This window comes from Paractinoplanes deccanensis, assembly GCF_016862115.1.
Classification (GTDB): domain Bacteria; phylum Actinomycetota; class Actinomycetes; order Mycobacteriales; family Micromonosporaceae; genus Actinoplanes; species Actinoplanes deccanensis.
Genome location: NZ_BOMI01000102.1, coordinates 1 through 17,412 on the forward strand (window position 1 = coordinate 1; position 17,412 = coordinate 17,412).

Below are 17,412 nucleotides of genomic sequence, written 5' to 3' on the forward strand. Positions count from 1 at the left end.
TGTCCCGCAGCACGGCCTCCTTCGTCCTGGCTGGACGCCATGTGGACATGAGGATCTCCGAAGACGCCCGGCAACGGGTGCTCCGGGCGGCCCAGGAGCTGGACTACCGGCCCAACCTCATGGCCCGGAGCCTGCGCACCAAGGTCACCAGGACCATCGCGCTGGTCTCCGACACGCTGGCCTCCGACCCGTACGCGGGCCGCGCCATCCAGGGCAGCCTCGCCGCCGCCGTCGCGCACGGGCACCTGCTGTTCATCGGCGAGACCGAGGGCAACCCGGTGATCGAGGAGAAGCTCATCTCCGACTTCCTGGACAGGCAGGTCGACGCCTTCGTCTACGCGAGCATGTTCACCCGCTACGTGCGCGTGCCCAAACAGCTCAAGGGCCGCCCCGTGGTGCTGCTCAACTGCCTCACCCGCGGCGCTCGCCCGGCACACCACCAGGTCGTCCCCGACGAGTCGGCGGCCGGGTCCGCGGCGGCCGACGCCCTGCTCGGCGCCGGGCATCGCCACCACATCCACCTGGTCGGCACGCCCGCGCCGAACGTCTTCGCCGCCCGGGAAAGGCTGTCCGGCATCCGGGCGGCGCTCGCCGAGGAGGGCGCGAAGCTGGCCGGCGTCGTCGAGTGCGACTGGTGGCCCGACTCGGCGTACGACGCGGTCTCCCGCGCCCTGGACGACGGCTTGGCGGCGAGCGCCCTGATCTGCCTGAACGACCGGATAGCCCTCGGCGCCTACCAGGCCCTGCGCGACGCGGGCCGCTCGGTGCCCGGCGACGTCTCGGTCGTCTCGTTCGACGACTCGGAGCTCGCCGCGTGGCTCCGGCCCCAGCTCACCAGCATCGCGCTGCCCCACTACGAGCTGGGCTGGCAGGCGGTCGAGAAGCTGCTCGGCCCGCCCAGCGACCCCGCGGTGACCCGGCTGCCGATGCCGGTGCGCGCGCGGGCCTCGGTCGGCCGGCCGCCCGGTGAATAAACGTCGTACCCCCGTGGTTTCCTTGATGCCGTGAGCACGCCGGCCCCTTCCGCCGCGGTGCGCCGGCCGGCGTACCGCCTGGTCCGGCGTCCCCCCGCGCCCCTCCCGCCGATCACCCAAGATCCCCTCCAGCGGTACGCGACGGAGCACGTCGACGGTCCGCTCCTCGTCGTCGGCGGCCCCGGCACCGGCAAGACGACGACCCTCGTGGAGTCCGTCGCGGCCCGTGTGTCCGAGGGCGTCGACCCCGAGCGCATCCTGGTGCTCACGTTCGGCCGCCGCGGCTCGGCGGCCCTGCGCGACCGCATCGAGGCCCGCATAGCCGGCGACCCCGGCCGCATAGTCCACGAGCCCCTGGTGCGCACCTTCCACGCCTACGCGTTCGGCCTGCTCCGCCGCGCGGCCGCCGAGCGCGGCGAGCCCTCGCCCCGCCTGCTCACCGGCCCCGAGCAAGACCTGATCATCCGTGAGCTGCTCGAGGTCGCCGGCGACCCCGAGGCGCCCGACGCGATCGGCTGGCCCGAGGCCCTGCGCCCCGCCCTGCCCACCCGCGCCTTCGCCCAGCAGCTCCGCGACCTGATGCAGCGCGCCGCCGAGCGCGGCATCGGCCCGGCCGACCTGGCCCGCCTCGGCGAGCGCCTGGGCCGCGCCGACTGGCCGGCCGCCGCCCGCTTCCTGCGCGAATACGTGGCCGTCCTGGCCCTGCGCGACGTCACCACCCGCGGCTCCGCCGCCTACGACCCCGCCGAGCTGGTCCGCGCCGCCGCCGGCCTCCTGCACGACAACCCCGACCTGCTCGAGGCCGAGCGCCGCCGCCTGCAACACGTCTACGTCGACGAGCTGGCCGACACCGACCCCGCCCAGATCGAGCTCCTCGCCCTGGTCGCCGGCGGCGGCAAGCCCCTGGTCGCCTTCGCCGACCCCGACGCCTCCATCTACGGCTTCCGGGGCGCCGACCCCAGCGTCGTCACCACCTTCCCGTCCCGCTTCCGCACGGCGTCGGGCGCCGTCGCCGAGACCCTCACCCTCCACACCAACTACCGAGCCGAAGCCCCCTTGCTCGGCGCCACCACCCGGGTCGCCCGCCGCATGCGCGGCCCGATCACCCACCGCCCCATGCACCCGCCCCCGGCCGATACCCCGGCCGAGCCCTCACCCGCCGGGTCGCCGGCCGAGCCCTCACCCGCCGGGTCGCCGGCCGAGCCCTCACCCGCCGGGTCGCCGGTCGAGCGCGCACGCGCCGGGTCGCCGGCCGAGCCGCCACCCGCTGGCTCGCCGGTCGAGCGCGCACGCGCCGGTGCCGGCGTCGAGCCGCCACCCGCTGGCTCGCCGGCCGAGCCCGCACGCGCCGGTGCCGGTGCCGGCGCCGAGCCGCCCTCCGCCGCGCCCCGCCCACCCGCCGAGCCCGGGTCGCCCGCTGTGCCGGGGTCCCGGCCCTCCGCCGCCGACGGGCTTCGGCCGGGGGCGGTGGTGCGCATCTTCCGGGCGGCCACCGCCGAGGCCGCCTATGTGGCGCACGCCCTTCGGGAGGCTCACCTGCTGCACGGCGTGCCGTGGTCGCGCATGGCCGTGCTGCTGCGGTCGACCTCGCTTCAGCTGCCTTCGCTCCAGCGAGCGCTGGCCGCCGCCGGGGTGCCGACCGTCACCCACGCCGAAGACCTTCCTCTTCACCTTCAGCCCGCCGTGGCCCCGTTCCTCTTGTTGCTGCGGTGCGCGCTCACGCCCGAGACGCTCAACGAAGAGGCGACCGTCGCCCTGTTGCACTCGCCGCTCGGTGGGGCCGATCCGCTGGCCGAGCGGCGGCTCCGGCAGGGGCTGCGGGCCCTCGCGCTGGCGGCGGGCGACCGGCGCCCCTCCGGGGAGTTGCTGGTCGACGCGGTGCGTGACCCGGCCGGCCTCGACATGGTGGAGCGGCGCTGGGCCGTGCCCGCGCAAAATGTGGCCCGGCTGCTCGCCACCGCGCGCGAGGCGGCCGCCGCGCCCGGTGCGACCGCCGAGCAGGTGCTGTGGACGGTCTGGAAGGCCAGCGGCCTGGCCGACCGGTGGTATGCGATGAGCACCCGCAACGGCCCCGCCCCGGAGAACGCGGACGCCGGCCGGGCGCGGCAGTGGCGTGCCGAGGCGGCCGACCGGGACCTCGACTCGATGGTGGTGCTCTTCGACGCGGCGGCGCGCTTCGTCGACCGGCTGCCGGGCGCGCGCACCGAGGTCTTCCTCGACCACGTGCTCGGCCAGGACCTGCCGGCCGACTCGATCGCGCCGAGCGCCGACCGGGGCGAGGCGGTGCGGCTGCTGACCGCCCACGCCGCCAAGGGCCTGGAGTGGGACGTCGTGGTGCTCGCCGGCGTGCAGGAGGGCATCTGGCCCGACCTGCGCCTGCGCGGCAGCCTGCTCGGCTCCGAGCGGCTCGTCGACTTCATCGCCGGCCGCGCCGCGTCGGGCGAGGCCGCGGTGGTCGGCCAGACGTCGGCGCTGCTCGACGAGGAGCGCCGCCTGTTCTACGTGGCCGCCACCCGGGCCCGCCGCAAGCTGATCGCCACCGCCGTGGCCTCCGCCGGCGTGGGCGGCTCCGAGGGCGAGGAACAGCCCAGCCGCTTCCTCAGCGAGCTCGCCGAGCCCGAGGCCGAGCAGGGCCCCTCGGCCCCGCCCACCGACCCCGACGACCCCGGCCCCACCGAGCCGGACCCGTCCGACCCCGGCCCGGGTCCGGCGGAGCCCAGCCCGCCCGACCTCGACCCGGGTCCCGTCGAACCCGGTCCCACCGACCCCGACGACCCCGGCCCCACCGAGCCTGACCCGTCCGACCCCGGCCCGGGCCCGACGGAGCCCAGCCCCTCCGACCTCGACCCCGGTCCCACCGACCCCGGTCCCACCGACCCCGGTCCCACCGACCCCGGTCCCACCGACCCCGGTCCAACCGAGCCCGGTCCCACCGACCCGGATCCATGGGATAGCGCGCCATTCGACCCCGCGGGGCCGCCGACGATCCGTCCCCGCCGAGAAGCGCCTGCCGCCGCGAGGCGCGGCTCTGTGGCGCCCGCCCCTGTTTCCCGCGCGGCCGGTGAGGGGCAGGCCGATCGGAGGGAGCCCGCCGAGAACGGCGCGCCCTCTCCGCGGAGGCCCGCCGGCGACGAGGCCACGTTGGAGGCCGCGGTTCTGTTCGGTCCTCGTCCCGACGTCGAGGCGGGCTTCGAGACCCCGGCCGAAGGCGAGGCGGGGGAGTCCGGCGCCGCCGGGGGCCGGCCGGCCGGGGAGCGGGACGGCGAGCTGACCATGGGCCGGCCGCCGCGGGCGCTCACGCTTTCGGCGCTCGTGGCGGAGCTGCGTACCGTCGTGGTGGGGAGCAACCAGACGCCCGGCCGGCGGCGGGCCGCGGCGGCCGAGCTCGCCAAGCTGGCCCGGGCCGGCGTGCCCGGAGCTCACCCCGACGACTGGTGGGGGCTGCGGCCGCTCTCCGACGACCGGCCTCTCGTCGACGAGGGGCAGCCCGTCAAGGTGACTCCCTCCTCGATGGAGAGCGCCCTGCGGTGCAGCCTGCGCTGGCTGCTCGAAAGGCACGGCGGCGCCGCACCGGCCGGGCCCGCGCAGGGTGTCGGCAACCTTGTGCACGCCGCCGCCATGCTGGCCGAGGACGCCAACGCCGATCGCGAGAAGCTGGTCGAATACGTCAGTGCCCGGTTCGACGCCATCGAGCTCGCCGCGCGGTGGCTGGCCGGGCCCGAGCAGGAGCGTGCCCAGACCATGGTGGACAAGCTGCTGCGCTGGCTCGCCGTCAACCCTCGGCGGCTGCTCGCCATCGAGCACGAGTTCACCGTGCGGCTCGAGGACGAGAAGCGGCCGATCGAGCTGACCGGGCGGGTCGACCGGCTCGAGATCGACGAGGAGGGGCGCCTCGTGGTGATCGACCTCAAGACCGGCAAGACCACCGCCGTCTCCTCGGCCGACCTGGAGGAGCACGCCCAGCTCGCCGGCTATCAGACCGCCGTGCAGGCCGGCGCCTTCGCCGACTACGGCGACGAGAGCGGGGGTGCCGCGCTCGTGCAGCTCGGGCCCGGCAAGGATGCTCGCGAGCAGATGCAGCTTCCGCTGGCCGACGCCGCCGACCCGCAATGGGCGTACGCGATGGTGAAGCGCACCGCCGAGACGATGGCCGCCGCCACCTTCTCGGCCGTGGCCAACAGCCGATGCCGGGTCTGTCCCGTCCGCACCAGTTGCCCGATCTCCGGGAAGGGCCGCCAAGTGGTGGAGCAGTGACCCAGCCGACCCTCTTCGCCGACGAGCCGCCGGCTCCCCGCAGACGAGCCGACGCCGGCCCCCGCTACACCCCGGAGGAGCTGGCCCGGCTGTTGCGCCTGCACCGGCCCACCCCCGAGCAGGCCGAGATCATCTCCGCGCCGGTGGAACCGCTGCTCGTCGTGGCCGGGGCCGGCTCCGGCAAGACCGAGACGATGGCGTCGCGGGTCGTCTGGCTGGTCGCGAACGGCTACGCGCACCCGGACGAGATCCTCGGCCTCACCTTCACCCGCAAGGCCGCCGGGGAGCTCGCCCACCGGGTCCGCACCCGCCTCGGCCAGCTGGTGCGCCGGCTGGGCCGCGACGACGCGCTCGCCGGCGAGGCGACCATCTCCACCTACCACTCGTACGCGGCCCGGGTCGTCACCGAGCACGGCCTGCGCGCCGGGTTCGAGCCGTCGGCGCGCCTGCTCACCGAGGCCGCCCGGTGGCAGATCGTCGATTCGCTCGTCCGGTCGTACACGGGGGAGATGACCGGGGTGAACCGGGCGCCCGGCACGGTCACCGACGACGTGCTCGCTCTCTCCGGCGAGCTCGCCGAGCATCTGGTCTCGCCCGACGAGCTGGCCGCCTGGACCGGCCGGTTCTTCGCCGAGGTGCAGGAGCTGCCCGGCCGGGTCTACAAGGACGTCGCCGACATGCTCGCCCGGCAGCGCCTGCGGCTGACCCTGCTGCCGCTGGTGCGCCTCTACGAGCGGCGCAAGCTCGACCTGGGGGCGATGGACTTCGGCGACCAGATGGCCCGGGCCGCGACCGTCGCCCGCGACCATCCCGAGGTCGGCGAGATCGAGCGTGGCCGCTACAAGATCGTTCTGCTGGACGAGTACCAGGACACCAGCCACGCGCAGGTGACCATGCTGAACAACCTGTTCGGCGGAGGCCATCCGGTCACCGCCGTCGGCGACCCCTGCCAGTCGATCTACGGCTGGCGCGGCGCCTCGGCCGGCACGCTCGAACGGTTCCCCACCGAGTTCCCCCGCCGCGACGGCACCCGTGCCCGTATCCGCGCCCTGACCCGCAGCTGGCGCAACCGGCCCGAGATCCTCCAGGTCGCCAACGTTCTCTCCGAGCCGCTGCGGGCGTTCGGCGCGCGGGTCGAGGAGCTGCGGTCCGCCGCCAAGGTTCCCCCGGTCGGCGGCCGCACGGTCGCGTGCGCGCTGCTGCCGACCTTCGCCGACGAGGCCGACTGGATCGCCGACTCGATGCTGCGCGCCTGGCAGATCGTCGCCGGCCTGCCGGACACCCCGCCCGACGAGATCCCGATCGAAAAGCGGCCGACCAGCGCCGTGCTGGTGCGGGTGCGCAGCCAGATCCCGGCGATCGAGGAGGCGCTGCGCGACCGCGGCCTGCCGGTCGAGGTGGTCGGCCTGGGCGGTCTGCTGGACACCCCCGAGGTACGCGACGTCGTCTGCACCCTGCGCGTGCTGGCCGACCCGACCGACGGCGCCTCGCTGTTACGCCTGCTCACCGGCGCGCGCTGGCGGATCGGGCCGCGTGATCTGGTGGCGCTGCACCGGCGCGCCCGGCATCTGGCCGCCGCCCGCGCCGCCGTGGTGGCCAAGGCGGAGCCCGAGGACGTGGTCGGCGACCGGCTCGACGACGCCACGCTGGTCGAGGCCATGGCCGACCTGGGCGCCCCGCAGCAGTACTCCGCCGAGGGCTACGCGCGCCTGCACGCGTACAGCCGGGAGCTCAGCGCCCTGCGGCAGCGCCTGGACCAGCCGCTGCCCGACCTGGTCGCCGACATCGAGCGGACCATCGGCCTGGACGTCGAGGTCGCCGTGCGCGGCTGGGCGGCGGGCGACGCCGGCCTGGCCCGCGGCCACCTGGACGCGCTCGGCGACACCGCCGCCCGCTACGCCGCCGAGACCGACGGGGGCACGCTCGCGGGCTTCCTCGCCTTCCTGGCCGCCGCCGAGGAGGAGGAGCGCGGCCTCGAGCCGGGACAGGTGGACGTGGTCGAGGGTGCGGTGCAGATCCTCACCGCGCACGCCGCGAAGGGCCTGGAGTGGGACGTCGTCTCGGTGGCCGGCCTGAGCCGGGGCGTGTGGCCGGGGCAGAGCCGCAGCACCGACCACTACCTGATGGGCGTCGGCGTGCTGCCGTTCCCGCTGCGCGGCGACAAGGAGGGCCTGCCCCGGTTCGACCTCTCCGACGCGCTGGAGCAGAAGGACGTGGTCGGCGCGGTCACCGAGTTCGGGCGGGCCTGGCGCGAGCACGACGAACGCGAGGAGCGCCGCCTGGCGTACGTCGCGGTCACCCGGCCGCGGCGCCTGCTGCTCTGCTCCGCCTATTGGTGGGGTGACGGGGTGAAGCGCCCGCGCGGCCCGTCGGTCTTCCTCGACGAGATCCGCACGGCGTGCGACGAGGGCGCCGGGGTGGTGGACGTGTGGACGCCCGAGCCGGCGCCCGGCGCCACCAACCCGGCCGACCAGCAGGAGCGGCGGGTGGAGTGGCCGTCCGACCCGCTCGGCCGGCGCCGCCCCGCGATGGCGGCCGCCGCCGACCTGATCCGCCGGATGATCGCCCAGCCGGACCCGTCGGCCGCCGAGGCCTTCGCCGAGCTGGCCGAGCACGACCCGGAGGTGCTGGCGCGCGCCGGCCTGGCCGCCGAGCTGGTCGGCATCCCCGGCGACGGCGATCCGGACGTCGACCGCTGGCGGCGCGAGGCCGACCTGCTGCTGGCCGAGCGCGAGGAGCGCGCTCGCCGCGACGGCCCGATCGAGGTGGCCCTGCCCGCGCACCTGTCGGTCTCGCAGCTCGTGGTGCTGCGCCGCGACCCGCAGGCGCTGGCCCGCTCGCTGCGCCGCCCGTTGCCGCCCCGGCCGATGCCGCACGCCCGCCGGGGCACGGCGTTCCACTCCTGGCTGGAGCAGCGGTTCGGCACCGAGCGCCTGATCGACATCGACGAGCTGCCGGGCGCGGCGGACGACGACGCGGCCGCCGACGAGGAGCTGGCGGCGCTGCAGGCGGCGTTCCTGGAGAGCGAGTGGGCGGGGCGCACGCCCGTCGAGGTGGAGGTTCCGTTCGCCACCACGATCGCCGGGGTGGTGGTGCGCGGCCGGATGGACGCGGTCTTCGCCGAGTCGGCCAACCGCTACGACGTCATCGACTGGAAGACGGGCCGCCGGCCGGAGGGTGCGGACGCCGAGGCCGCCGCGGTTCAGCTCGCCGCGTACCGGATCGCCTGGGCGTCGCTCGCCGGGGTGCCGGTCAACCGGGTCCGGGCCGGCTTCCACTACGTGCGCGAGCAGGTGACCGTGCGGCCGGTCGACCTGTTGAGCGCGGAGGAGCTGGCGGCCCTGGTCGAGCGGATCCCTACTCCAACGGGTGATTGAGCCCGGCCGCGGCCAAAAGGTGCAGCAGGGCCGCCGCGTAGGCGCCCTCGGCCGAGCCGGCGGTGAAGACGCGCCGCTCGCCGAGCAGGTCGATCAGCACCTCGTAGCCGTCCGCGCCCCGGCTGAGCTGCCGGAACGTGCCGCCGAGCAGCTCGCGCAGCTGGTCCTCACGGGGCAGCCAGACCGTCTCGTCCATCTCGACGTCGTCCAGCGCCCACTCGGTGGTGCCGTTGAAGCCGATGACCTGGCCCTCCGGCATCGAGTGCACCTCGATGGTCATGTTGCTCAGCACGAAGACCTCGTCGTCCAGGTCGCGGTCGGGGATGGCGAACCGGTCGCCGAGCGCCGGTTTCCAGGTCAGCCCGGCCTCCTTCAGTTGCCCCGCGAGTTGTACGCCGATCACCGGCAGTCCCCCTTCTTCGTGTTAGGCTTTCCGCGTTGTCAGTTTGGTTCCCAAGTACTCAGGAGCGCCTGTGGGGAAGTCTGCCCCAGGCGCTCTTTGTCGTAACCCGGGTTTCTCCGGTACGGGCGATCAGTACGGCGACACGAGACTCACGAAGTGTGGGTCTTACTACCTCGTTCCCGTCCATAATGGCCGGGAACGATCGACCGTCGAGGAGACGAGCATGGTTACCGGCGTTGTGAAGTGGTTCAACGCGGACAAGGGCTTCGGGTTCATCACCCCGGACGACGGCGGCGCCGACGTCTTCGCCCACTTCTCCGCGATCCAGACTTCCGGCTACCGCTCGCTGGACGAGAACCAGCGGGTTGAGTTCGAGGTCACGCAGGGCCAGAAGGGCCCGCAGGCCGCGAACATCCGCCCGCTCTGATCTCCGTACAGATCACGTAGCAGGTAGAAACACCGAACGGCGCCGCATCCCCCGGGGGTGCGGCGCCGTTTTCGCGTGTCAGACGGCGGCGGCTTCCGGCAGCGGCGCCGTCCCGCCCAGGTGGGCGGGGAGCCACCAGCGGTCGTCCGGGCCCGAGGGCTTCTCGGGGTAGGCGCGCTGGGCCGCGTCGAGCAGGCCGCTGAGCCGCTCCTTGAGGGTCGCCGTCAGCGCCTCGGGAGACACGCCCTTGGTCATCTCGAGCGCCTCACCGATCTTGATGATGACCGGTACGTGACGCTTGCCGAGCTCGCGCTTGTGCCCCTTGGTCCACAGCCGCTGCGGGCCCCAGACGACCATCGGGATCAGCGGCACCTTGGCCGTGCGGGCCAGCCGGACCGCACCGGACTTGAGCTCCTTGACGGTGAACGACTCGCTGATCGTCGCCTCGGGGAAGACGCCGACCACCTCGCCGTCCTTCAGCGCCTGGGTGGCCTCGCGGAACGAGGCCGCGCCGGCGTCACGGTCGACGGGGATGTGCCGCATGCCGCGCATCAGCGGGCCGCTGACCTTGTGGTCGAAGACCGACTTCTTGGCCATGAACCGGACGAGCCGCTTGGCCGGCTGGGCGCCGAGGCCGCAGAAGATGAAGTCGAGATAGCTCACGTGGTTGCTCGCCAGCACAGCTCCGCCCGTGCGCGGGATGTGCTCGGCCCCGTCCACCTGAATCTTCAGATCGAGCGCGCGGAACCAGGCCTTGGCAGCCGCGACGACCGGGGGATACACGAGTTCCATGGCAAGACGGTAGCGGAACTCCCTGAATTTCTCCTGGGCCGCGTGCAACGGATCTCCCCGATCGAGCGTCTAACAATTATCTGTTTCTTTTCGCCGGCCCGGGGCCGGCGAGTGTGAGCGGGAGGCGCCGACTATGCGGGGACCCTCGGCCCGCCGGGAGCTGGCGTTCGTTGTCGGGTTCGCCGCCTTCGGCGTCGCGCTGGTCCTCGTCGTGGCCTTCGCCCCGTGGTATCCGGCTCTGTCCGACCCGGCGGGCGCCGCTCCCGCCGTGCTCCATCAGATGCTGGGCTTGCTCGGGGGCGTTTAGGGTTCTTCACGATCGTGGTGTTCACTGGGATTCATGTCCGAGCAGACGTGGCAACGACCGGGTGGCCGGTTCGGCTCCGGGCTCGTCACGGGCGCAGCGCCGGCGGCACCGCCCCCGGATCCCGCGCCCGAGCCGCCACGCGATGACAAGGGCCGGCAGAAGCGGCAGATCCAGATCTTCGCGGCGATCGCCGGCGCCATCCTCGCCATCGGCCTGACGGTCGTGCTGGTCGTGGTGCTGTCGTCGGACACCAACCCGTTCCGCGACCAGGCCTCGGCCCCGGCCGACGTGCGGCCGCCGCTCGCGCAGGCCTGCCCGGCGCCGAGCGAGTCACCGAGCGCGGGGGCCACCCAGGCGCCCACCGCCCCGCCGCCGGAGAGCGGCCGGCGCACCACCGACACCGAGGCGGGCATCTCCTACAAGGCGTACGGCGCGCCGTGGGTGCCGTGGACCGACGTGTGGCGCGCGGGGACGCTCGAGGTGCCGTACAAGGTGGGCCAGCACTTCGTCACCGAGCAGTACAGCGGCGGCAGCTACCACGCGTCGATCCTGTCGGCCGCGGTGCCGGCGGCGGACAACGACGCGGTGACGCTCAACCTGGAGTGCGTGGGCCGTCAGGTCGCCGCCGACGTGCGCGCGGAGTACTACCCGCAGCCGAACACGATGGACGCGATCCGCGACGAGCTGACCACGCTGGGCGGCCGCCCGGCGTGGGTGAGCGAGTTCCGCCTGCACTTCTCGGCGCCGGGCCTGACCGCCACCGAGGAGCTGTCCGCGGTGGCGGTCATCGACGTCGGCAAGACCACGGCCGCCGTCCTCTACGTCTCGATCCCCGGCACCCACAAACAGTTCGACTACGTGGTGGACGACGTCCTCAAGAGCGTCAGGCCCCTGTAAGGCCCCACCGCTTGCGCAGCGCGTTGTCGGCGGCGTTGAAGAGGACGTCGATCAGGATGCCGATGATCAGGACGACGATGATGTAGCAGATGACCAGGCTCGAGTCGCTGAGGTCGCGGGCCTGCTGCATGCGTACGCCGATGGAGAGCGCCCCCGGCACGATGACCAGCAACTCGCCTGCCATGAGGCTGCGCCAGCTGAACGCCCATCCCTGCTTCAGGCCCGAGATGAACGACGGCAGCGACGCCGGCAGGATCAGGTGGCGGTACTTCGCTATGCCGCGCATGCCCAGCACCTGGCCCACGCGCAGCCACGTGCGCGGCACGTAGTCGATGCCGCTGATCAGGCCGTTCGCCACCGAGGGCGCCGCGCCGAGGACCACCACGAACAGGATGGCGCTCTCGCTGAGCTGGAAGAGCAGGATCGCCAGCGGGAACCACATGATCGACGGCATGGTCTGCAGGCCGGTGATCAGCGAGCCGATCGCCGCCCGCAGCGGGGCGAACTGGGAGACCAGCGCGCCCACCACGGTGCCGATGACCACCGCCAGCAGGAATCCGGTGACGGCCCGGGTCATCGTCACCCGCACACCGTCCCAGAAGTCGGCCGTCGCGATGACGCTGCCCAGGTCGCTGAAGACCGTCTCGGGCGACGGCAGCACGTAGATCGGCTTCCATTCCGCCCACACCACGATCTGCCAGGCGAGCAGCACGATCGCGATGGCGAGCAGCTTGGGCCACGTGCTGCGCCAGATCCGCTTGCCGAGGGCGCCCTTGTCACGCTGGGGCTGGAGTTCGAGCGCGTCGAGACCGCTGATCTCGGCGTCGACCGCCTTGTCCGGCGTGTGCGCGGTCGCGTCACCGGAGACACCTTCGAGGCCCGCGCGGGCGGACGGGTACTTAATGGGCATGGCGGGCGACCTCCGCTCGCAGCCGATCGGTGATCTCGCCCGCCTGGGCGGAGACCTCGGGGGAGTCGATGCGCCGGGGGCGCGGGTGGGTGATCGGGTAGTCCTCGATCACCCGGCCGGGCCGGCTGCTCAGCAGGATGACGCGGTCGCCGAGCCGCACCGCCTCGCGCACGTTGTGGGTGACGAAGAGGACGGTCAGTTCCTGTTCCCGCCAGATCCGTTCGAGCTCGTCGTGCAGGATGTCGCGGGTCATCGCGTCGAGCGCGCCGAACGGCTCGTCCATCAGCAGGATGTCGGCGTTCTGGGCGAGGGCACGCGCCAGCGCGACCCGCTGGCGCATGCCGCCGGAGAGCTCGTGCGGCCGCTTGTCACCGAAGCCGCGCAGCCGGACGATGTCGAGCAGTTCCTCGGCGCGCTTGCGGCGCTCGGGGCGGGACAGGCCTTGCAGCCGCAGCGGCAGCTCGACGTTGGCCCGCACCGACAGCCACGGGAAGAGCGCGGCCTCCTGGAACATCAGGGAGACGGTGCGCCCGCCGATGTCCAGGGTTCCCCCGGTGATCCGGTCGAGCCCGGCCACGAGCGAGAGCAGCGTGCTCTTGCCGCAGCCGGACGCGCCCAGGAGGCAGACGAACTCGCCTCGCCGGACCGTGAGCGAGACCCCGTCGAGGGCCAGCAGCGCGTTGGTGCCGGTGCCGTACGTCTTGGAGACGTTCTCCAGTCGCACGACCGCGTCGGTGCGTACGTCGCTTTGTTCCAGGAGACTCATCGCATGACGGCCTTTCAGGCGGCGGAGTCGCTGACCTCGGGCTTGCCCGCCGCCTTGAGCAGCTCGTTGAGCGGCCCGAGGTCGTAGATGCCCTTGAGGTCGACGGGCTTGAGCAGGCCGACGTCCTCGGCGTGCTTCGCGCTGGTGTAGAGCGACGAGGCGACCGGGTCGGCGGTGAAGGTCAGGTTCTTGAACGAGGACGCGAGCACCTCGTCCTTGAGCGGCTTGCCGCTGAGGGCCTCGAGCTGCGCGTTGGCGGCCTTCTGCGCGTCGGCGTTGTTCTTCTCGATGTAGTCGAGCGACTCGAGGTGGCCCTGCAGCAGCTTCTTGACCGTGGCCGGGTACTTCTTCAGGAAGTCCTGGGTGACGATCAGGTGGGTGGTGACGAAGAGCCCGCTGGGCCAGAGGTCCTTCTCGTTGACCAGCACCTTGCCCTTGCTCTCGAGCACCATGCGGCTCAGGTTGGGCTCGGGCACCCAGGCGCCGTCGATCGAGCCCTGCGCGAAGGCCTGCAGCGCTGTCGCGTTGTCCTGCGGCAGCACGGACACGTCACCGCCGCCCTGCGTGTCGGCGTTGAGGCCCTGCTCCTTGAGCCAGGCGCGCAGCGCGACGTCCTGGGTGTTGCCGAGCTGCGGGGTGGCGATCTTCTTGCCCTTGAGGTCGGCCGGGCTGTTGATGCCCTCCTTGACGACCAGGCCGGCGCCGCCGGAGGTGCTGCCCGCGATGATCTTGAGGCCGGTGCCCTTCGACTGCGCCCAGCCGTTGATCGCCGGGTTCGGGCCGATGTACGTGGCGTCGATCGCGCCCGAGAACAGCGCCTCGATGGCGGCGGGCCCCGCGTTGAACGTCTTGGTCTCGAGCTTGGTGCTGCCGAGCGCGCTCTGGAAGTAGCCCTTGTTCACGCCGATCAGCGCGGGCGTGTGGGTGATGTTCGGGAAGTATCCGAGCCGGAGGGCGCTCGCCTCGCCGGATCCGGACGCGGAGGTGCTGTCGTCGTCGCCGCCGCAGGCGGTCAGCAGAGAGACGGACAGCAGGGCGGTGGCGGCGAGGGCAAGCGCGCGTATGGGGCGGGAGCTCATGGCTCACTACTCCTAGATGGTGTTGAGTTCGGCCAGGGTTCGGTGGTCGACGACGCCCTCGATGGCTTCCTCGACGGCGACCCACACGTCACGCAGCCCGCGGGCCGCCCCGTGGTAGGTCGTGGTGCCGGTGGGCAGGCCCCGCACGGTGGTCAGCGCGCCGCCGACCGCGCGTACGACGTCGCCGACCGTGATGTCGGTGGCCGGGCGGGCCAGGGCGTAACCGCCGTCCACACCGCGGTGGCTGTGCAGCAGCCCGGCACGGCGCAGGTCGAGCAGGATGCCCTGGAGGAAGCTGAGCGGGATGTCCTGCGCGGCGGCGAGCGAGGCGGCTTTCACCAGGCTCGGGTGCTCCGCCGAGACGGCGAGCATCGCGCGGACGGCGTAGTCGGTTCGTGCCGAGACGTACACGGGTCCCCCTGACCGTCCGCACCAAAGTCTGCTTAATCTATCTAGCGGATAGGAATAATCTCCTAGGTAGGGATTGTCGTCAAGCCCCGCCCGTATCACGGGACCCGGATCACTCGGTGGCCGCGCGGTGACATGCAGTCGCGCCGGTGACCACGTAAGGCGCTAATGTCATTTCGTGGCGCGCAGAATCAAGATCCCCGCGACGAAGTATCCGGTCGAGCGATTCACCCTGGACAACGGTTTGCGGGTGGTGCTGACCCCCGACCGCAGCGCCCCGGTCGTCGGCGTCGCTGTCGTCTACGACGTCGGCATCCGCTCGGAGCCCGAGGGGCGCACGGGCTTCGCCCACCTATTCGAGCACCTGATGTTCCAGGGCTCGGAAAATCTCGAGAAGCTGGCTCACTTCCGGCACGTGCAGGGAGCCGGCGGCACCTTCAACGGCTCCACCCACCTCGACTTCACCGACTACTTCGAGGCGCTGCCCTCCGGCGCGCTCGAGCGGGCGCTCTTCCTCGAGGCCGACCGCATGCGCGGGCCCCGGCTCACCGAGGAGAACCTCCTCAACCAGATCGACGTGGTCAAGGAGGAGATCCGGGTCAACGTGATGAACCGGCCCTACGGCGGGTTCCCGTGGCTCAAGCTGCCCCCGGTGATGTTCCGGACCTTCGCCAACGCCCACGACGGGTACGGCTCGTTCGGCGACCTCGACAGCGCCACCGTCGAGGACGCGCAGGCCTTCTTCGACCGCTACTACGCGTGCGGCAACGCCACCCTCGCGGTCGCCGGCGACTTCGACGTGGCCACCGCGACCGAGATGATCCGCCGGCACTTCGGCGACGTCCCGGCCCGCCCGGCGCCCGACCGGCCCGACTTCGACGAGCCCGACCTCGACGCCGAGCGCCGCGAGACCTACACGGACAAGCTCGCCCCGCTGCCCGGCGTGGCCAGCGCGTGGCGGGTGCCCGATCCGATCGGCTCCTTCGCCGACTACTTGCCCTTCGTGGTGCTGGCCGAGGTGCTCACCGACGGCGACGCGTCCCGCCTGGTCGAGCGGCTGGTCCAGCGCGACCGCTCGGTGACCAGCATCGGCGGCTACATCGGCTTCATGGGCGACGAGTTCCAGGTGCGCAACCCCACCGCGCTGCTGCTCCAGGCCCACATGCCGCCCGGCGGCGACTCCGACAAGGTGCTGCGCACCGTCGACGAGGAGCTCGACAGGCTGGCCACCGACGGGCTGCGCCCCGGCGAGCTGGAGCGCACCCAGGCCCGCATCGCCACCCACCTGCTGCGGGACACCGATGCCGTGCTCGGCCGGGCGCTGCCGATGGCCGTGCTCGAGCTCCAGCGCGGCCGTCCCGAGATGCTCAACGAACTGCCCAAGCTGATCGGCGAGGTGACCGAGGCGCAGATCGTCGCCGCCGCGGCCACCCTGCGCCCCGAGCGGCGCGCCACCGTCGAGGTCCTCCCGGGAGCCACCGCATGACCGTCAAACCCCTTCCCGACCTGATCCCGGACGCCAAGCTCAAGCTCCCCAAGGAGGCGGAGCGCACGCTGGCCGGCGGGCTCACCGTGATCGCCATCCGGCGCCCGGCGGTGCCGCTGGTCGAGCTGCGGCTGCGGGTGCCGTTCGGCAAGACGCCGCTGCCCCGGGCCACCCTGCTGTCGCAGGCGCTGTTCACCGGCACCGGCACGATGACCAGCGTCGACATCGCCGCCGAGCTTCAGGCGGTCGGCGGCGGCCTCTCCGCCGGCCTCGACCCGGACAAGCTGCTGATCAGCGGCAACGCGCTCGCCTCCGGGCTCGACCGCATGCTGGAGATCCTCGCCGCGGTGCTGACCGATCCGGCGTACCCCAACGAGGAGGTCGCCACCGAGCGCGACCGCCTGATCGACCACATCCAGGTCGCGCTGACCCAGCCGGCCCACCTGGCGCGCACCGCGCTGCTCAAGAGGATCTACGGCAAGCATCCGTACGCGGTGCAGACCCCCGAGCCCGAGCAGGTGCGCGCGGTGCGCCCGGCCCAGCTGCGCGCGCTGCACGCCGATCGGGTGCGCCCCGAGGGCGCCGTGCTGGTGCTGGTCGGCGACATCAACCCGGAAAAGGCGATCGACGCCGCCGAGAAGGCGCTCGGCAGCTGGACCGGCCCGGCCAAGGACGGCACGATCCCGCCGACCCCGCCGCTGGAGGCCGGCCCGCTGCTGCTCGTCGACCGGCCCGGCGCGGTGCAGTCGTCGCTGCGCATGGCGCTGCCGGCCGTGGAGCGCACCGATCCCGACTACGCCGCCCTCCAGCTGGCCAACCTGATCTTCGGCGGCTACTTCTCGTCGCGCTGGGTCGAGAACATCCGCGAGGACAAGGGCTACACGTACGGCCCGCACACGTCGATCGAGCACTTCGCGGCCGGCTCCGCGCTGCTCGTTGCGGCCGAGGTGGCCACCGAGGTGACCGGCCCGTCGCTGCTCGAGACGCTCTACGAGCTGGGCCGCATCGCGAGCCTGCCGCCGGGCGACGACGAGCTCGAGCAGGCCCGGCGCTACGCCCTGGGCACGCTGCGGCTGGGCATGTCCACGCAGGCCGGCCTCGCGGGCCTGGCGAGCATGTACGCGGGCTTCGGCCTGCGCCTCGATTACCTGCGCGACTACTCGGCGGCGCTCGCCTCGGCGACCCGCGAGCAGGTGGCCGAGGCGGCGTCGCGCTTCCTGGCGCCGGCCAAGGCGGTCACCGTCGTGCTCGGCGACGCCGACAAGGTGGAGGGCCCGCTCGCCGCGCTCACCACCGTGGAACGCGGCGCCGAGTGAGCGCTCCGGATCAGCC

At 73.1% G+C, this 17,412-nt stretch carries 14 protein-coding genes; 8 read left to right on the forward strand and 6 right to left on the reverse strand.

The features are described 5' to 3' along the window. Positions 1–47 precede the first annotated feature (47 nt). The 3 genes from Ade02nite_RS25465 to Ade02nite_RS25475 are packed head-to-tail and all read left to right on the forward strand — an operon-like array spanning position 48 to position 8,605. Positions 48–974, forward strand: coding sequence for a LacI family DNA-binding transcriptional regulator (locus tag Ade02nite_RS25465; protein WP_438871000.1), 927 nt, complete (start codon positions 48–50; stop codon positions 972–974). A gap of 30 nt (positions 975–1,004) precedes the next feature. Continuing rightward, entirely contained in the window at positions 1,005–5,228 is a 4,224-nt protein-coding gene (locus Ade02nite_RS25470; RefSeq protein ID WP_203768916.1) for a UvrD-helicase domain-containing protein, read from the forward strand. Further along, positions 5,225–8,605, forward strand: a complete 3,381-nt coding sequence (locus Ade02nite_RS25475) for an ATP-dependent helicase (protein ID WP_203768918.1) — start codon at positions 5,225–5,227, stop codon at positions 8,603–8,605. The genes Ade02nite_RS25470 and Ade02nite_RS25475 overlap by 4 nt, the downstream gene beginning before the upstream one ends. On the opposite strand, the gene Ade02nite_RS25480 is transcribed toward Ade02nite_RS25475, so the two are convergent. Continuing rightward, entirely contained in the window at positions 8,586–9,008 is a 423-nt protein-coding gene (locus Ade02nite_RS25480; protein ID WP_203768920.1) for a pilus assembly protein CpaE, read from the reverse strand. The two genes, Ade02nite_RS25475 and Ade02nite_RS25480, sit on opposite strands and share 20 nt — an antisense overlap. Positions 9,009–9,231: 223 nt before the next feature. Between Ade02nite_RS25480 and cspE the strand changes: the two genes are divergently transcribed. Continuing rightward, positions 9,232–9,435: a transcription antiterminator/RNA stability regulator CspE gene (cspE, locus tag Ade02nite_RS25485; protein ID WP_015625344.1), complete on the forward strand. Its 204-nt coding sequence runs from the start codon at positions 9,232–9,234 to the stop codon at positions 9,433–9,435. A gap of 78 nt (positions 9,436–9,513) precedes the next feature. Here cspE and Ade02nite_RS25490 read toward each other — a convergent pair whose 3' ends face one another. After that, complete coding sequence (locus Ade02nite_RS25490; protein WP_203768922.1) at positions 9,514–10,227, reverse strand: lysophospholipid acyltransferase family protein; 714 nt, start codon at positions 10,225–10,227, stop codon at positions 9,514–9,516. Positions 10,228–10,360: 133 nt separating this feature from the next. On the opposite strand from Ade02nite_RS25490, the gene Ade02nite_RS25495 reads away from it, so the two are divergent. Both Ade02nite_RS25495 and Ade02nite_RS25500 read left to right on the forward strand, forming a co-directional pair. Then, the gene (locus Ade02nite_RS25495) at positions 10,361–10,534 is read left to right on the forward strand and encodes a hypothetical protein (protein WP_203768923.1); all 174 of its coding nucleotides are present in this window, start codon (positions 10,361–10,363) and stop codon (positions 10,532–10,534) included. 33 nt (positions 10,535–10,567) lie between these two features. Next, the gene (locus Ade02nite_RS25500) at positions 10,568–11,431 is read left to right on the forward strand and encodes a hypothetical protein (protein WP_203768925.1); all 864 of its coding nucleotides are present in this window, start codon (positions 10,568–10,570) and stop codon (positions 11,429–11,431) included. On the opposite strand, the gene Ade02nite_RS25505 is transcribed toward Ade02nite_RS25500, so the two are convergent. From Ade02nite_RS25505 to Ade02nite_RS25520, 4 genes are read right to left on the reverse strand one after another with little or no spacing between them, the layout of a single operon-like run. Continuing rightward, positions 11,418–12,341, reverse strand: coding sequence for an ABC transporter permease (locus Ade02nite_RS25505; protein WP_203768927.1), 924 nt, complete (start codon positions 12,339–12,341; stop codon positions 11,418–11,420). The genes Ade02nite_RS25500 and Ade02nite_RS25505 overlap by 14 nt on opposite strands. Continuing rightward, complete coding sequence (locus tag Ade02nite_RS25510) at positions 12,331–13,107, reverse strand: ABC transporter ATP-binding protein (protein ID WP_203768929.1); 777 nt, start codon at positions 13,105–13,107, stop codon at positions 12,331–12,333. Before Ade02nite_RS25510 ends, Ade02nite_RS25505 begins: the two co-directional genes overlap by 11 nt. A 14-nt stretch (positions 13,108–13,121) precedes the next feature. Beyond that, complete coding sequence (locus Ade02nite_RS25515) at positions 13,122–14,186, reverse strand: ABC transporter substrate-binding protein (protein WP_203768931.1); 1,065 nt, start codon at positions 14,184–14,186, stop codon at positions 13,122–13,124. A 12-nt stretch (positions 14,187–14,198) separates the two neighbouring features. Then, complete coding sequence (locus Ade02nite_RS25520; protein WP_203768933.1) at positions 14,199–14,597, reverse strand: RrF2 family transcriptional regulator; 399 nt, start codon at positions 14,595–14,597, stop codon at positions 14,199–14,201. A gap of 175 nt (positions 14,598–14,772) precedes the next feature. On the opposite strand from Ade02nite_RS25520, the gene Ade02nite_RS25525 reads away from it, so the two are divergent. Both Ade02nite_RS25525 and Ade02nite_RS25530 read left to right on the forward strand, forming a co-directional pair. Next, positions 14,773–16,080: a M16 family metallopeptidase gene (locus tag Ade02nite_RS25525; RefSeq protein WP_203768935.1), complete on the forward strand. Its 1,308-nt coding sequence runs from the start codon at positions 14,773–14,775 to the stop codon at positions 16,078–16,080. Continuing rightward, positions 16,077–17,396, forward strand: coding sequence for a M16 family metallopeptidase (locus tag Ade02nite_RS25530; RefSeq protein ID WP_203768937.1), 1,320 nt, complete (start codon positions 16,077–16,079; stop codon positions 17,394–17,396). Before Ade02nite_RS25525 ends, Ade02nite_RS25530 begins: the two co-directional genes overlap by 4 nt. Positions 17,397–17,412: the final 16 nt, after the last annotated feature.

Coding starts and splice junctions, on each gene's coding strand:
- Ade02nite_RS25465 (WP_438871000.1), top strand. CDS start 48: ATGAGGATCTCCGAAGACGCCCGGCAACGGGTGCTCCGGGCGGCCCAG.
- cspE (WP_015625344.1), top strand. CDS start 9,232: ATGGTTACCGGCGTTGTGAAGTGGTTCAACGCGGACAAGGGCTTCGGG.
- Ade02nite_RS25490 (WP_203768922.1), bottom strand. CDS start 10,227: ATGGAACTCGTGTATCCCCCGGTCGTCGCGGCTGCCAAGGCCTGGTTC.
- Ade02nite_RS25495 (WP_203768923.1), top strand. CDS start 10,361: ATGCGGGGACCCTCGGCCCGCCGGGAGCTGGCGTTCGTTGTCGGGTTC.
- Ade02nite_RS25500 (WP_203768925.1), top strand. CDS start 10,568: ATGTCCGAGCAGACGTGGCAACGACCGGGTGGCCGGTTCGGCTCCGGG.
- Ade02nite_RS25505 (WP_203768927.1), bottom strand. CDS start 12,341: ATGCCCATTAAGTACCCGTCCGCCCGCGCGGGCCTCGAAGGTGTCTCC.
- Ade02nite_RS25510 (WP_203768929.1), bottom strand. CDS start 13,107: ATGAGTCTCCTGGAACAAAGCGACGTACGCACCGACGCGGTCGTGCGA.
- Ade02nite_RS25515 (WP_203768931.1), bottom strand. CDS start 14,186: ATGAGCTCCCGCCCCATACGCGCGCTTGCCCTCGCCGCCACCGCCCTG.
- Ade02nite_RS25530 (WP_203768937.1), top strand. CDS start 16,077: ATGACCGTCAAACCCCTTCCCGACCTGATCCCGGACGCCAAGCTCAAG.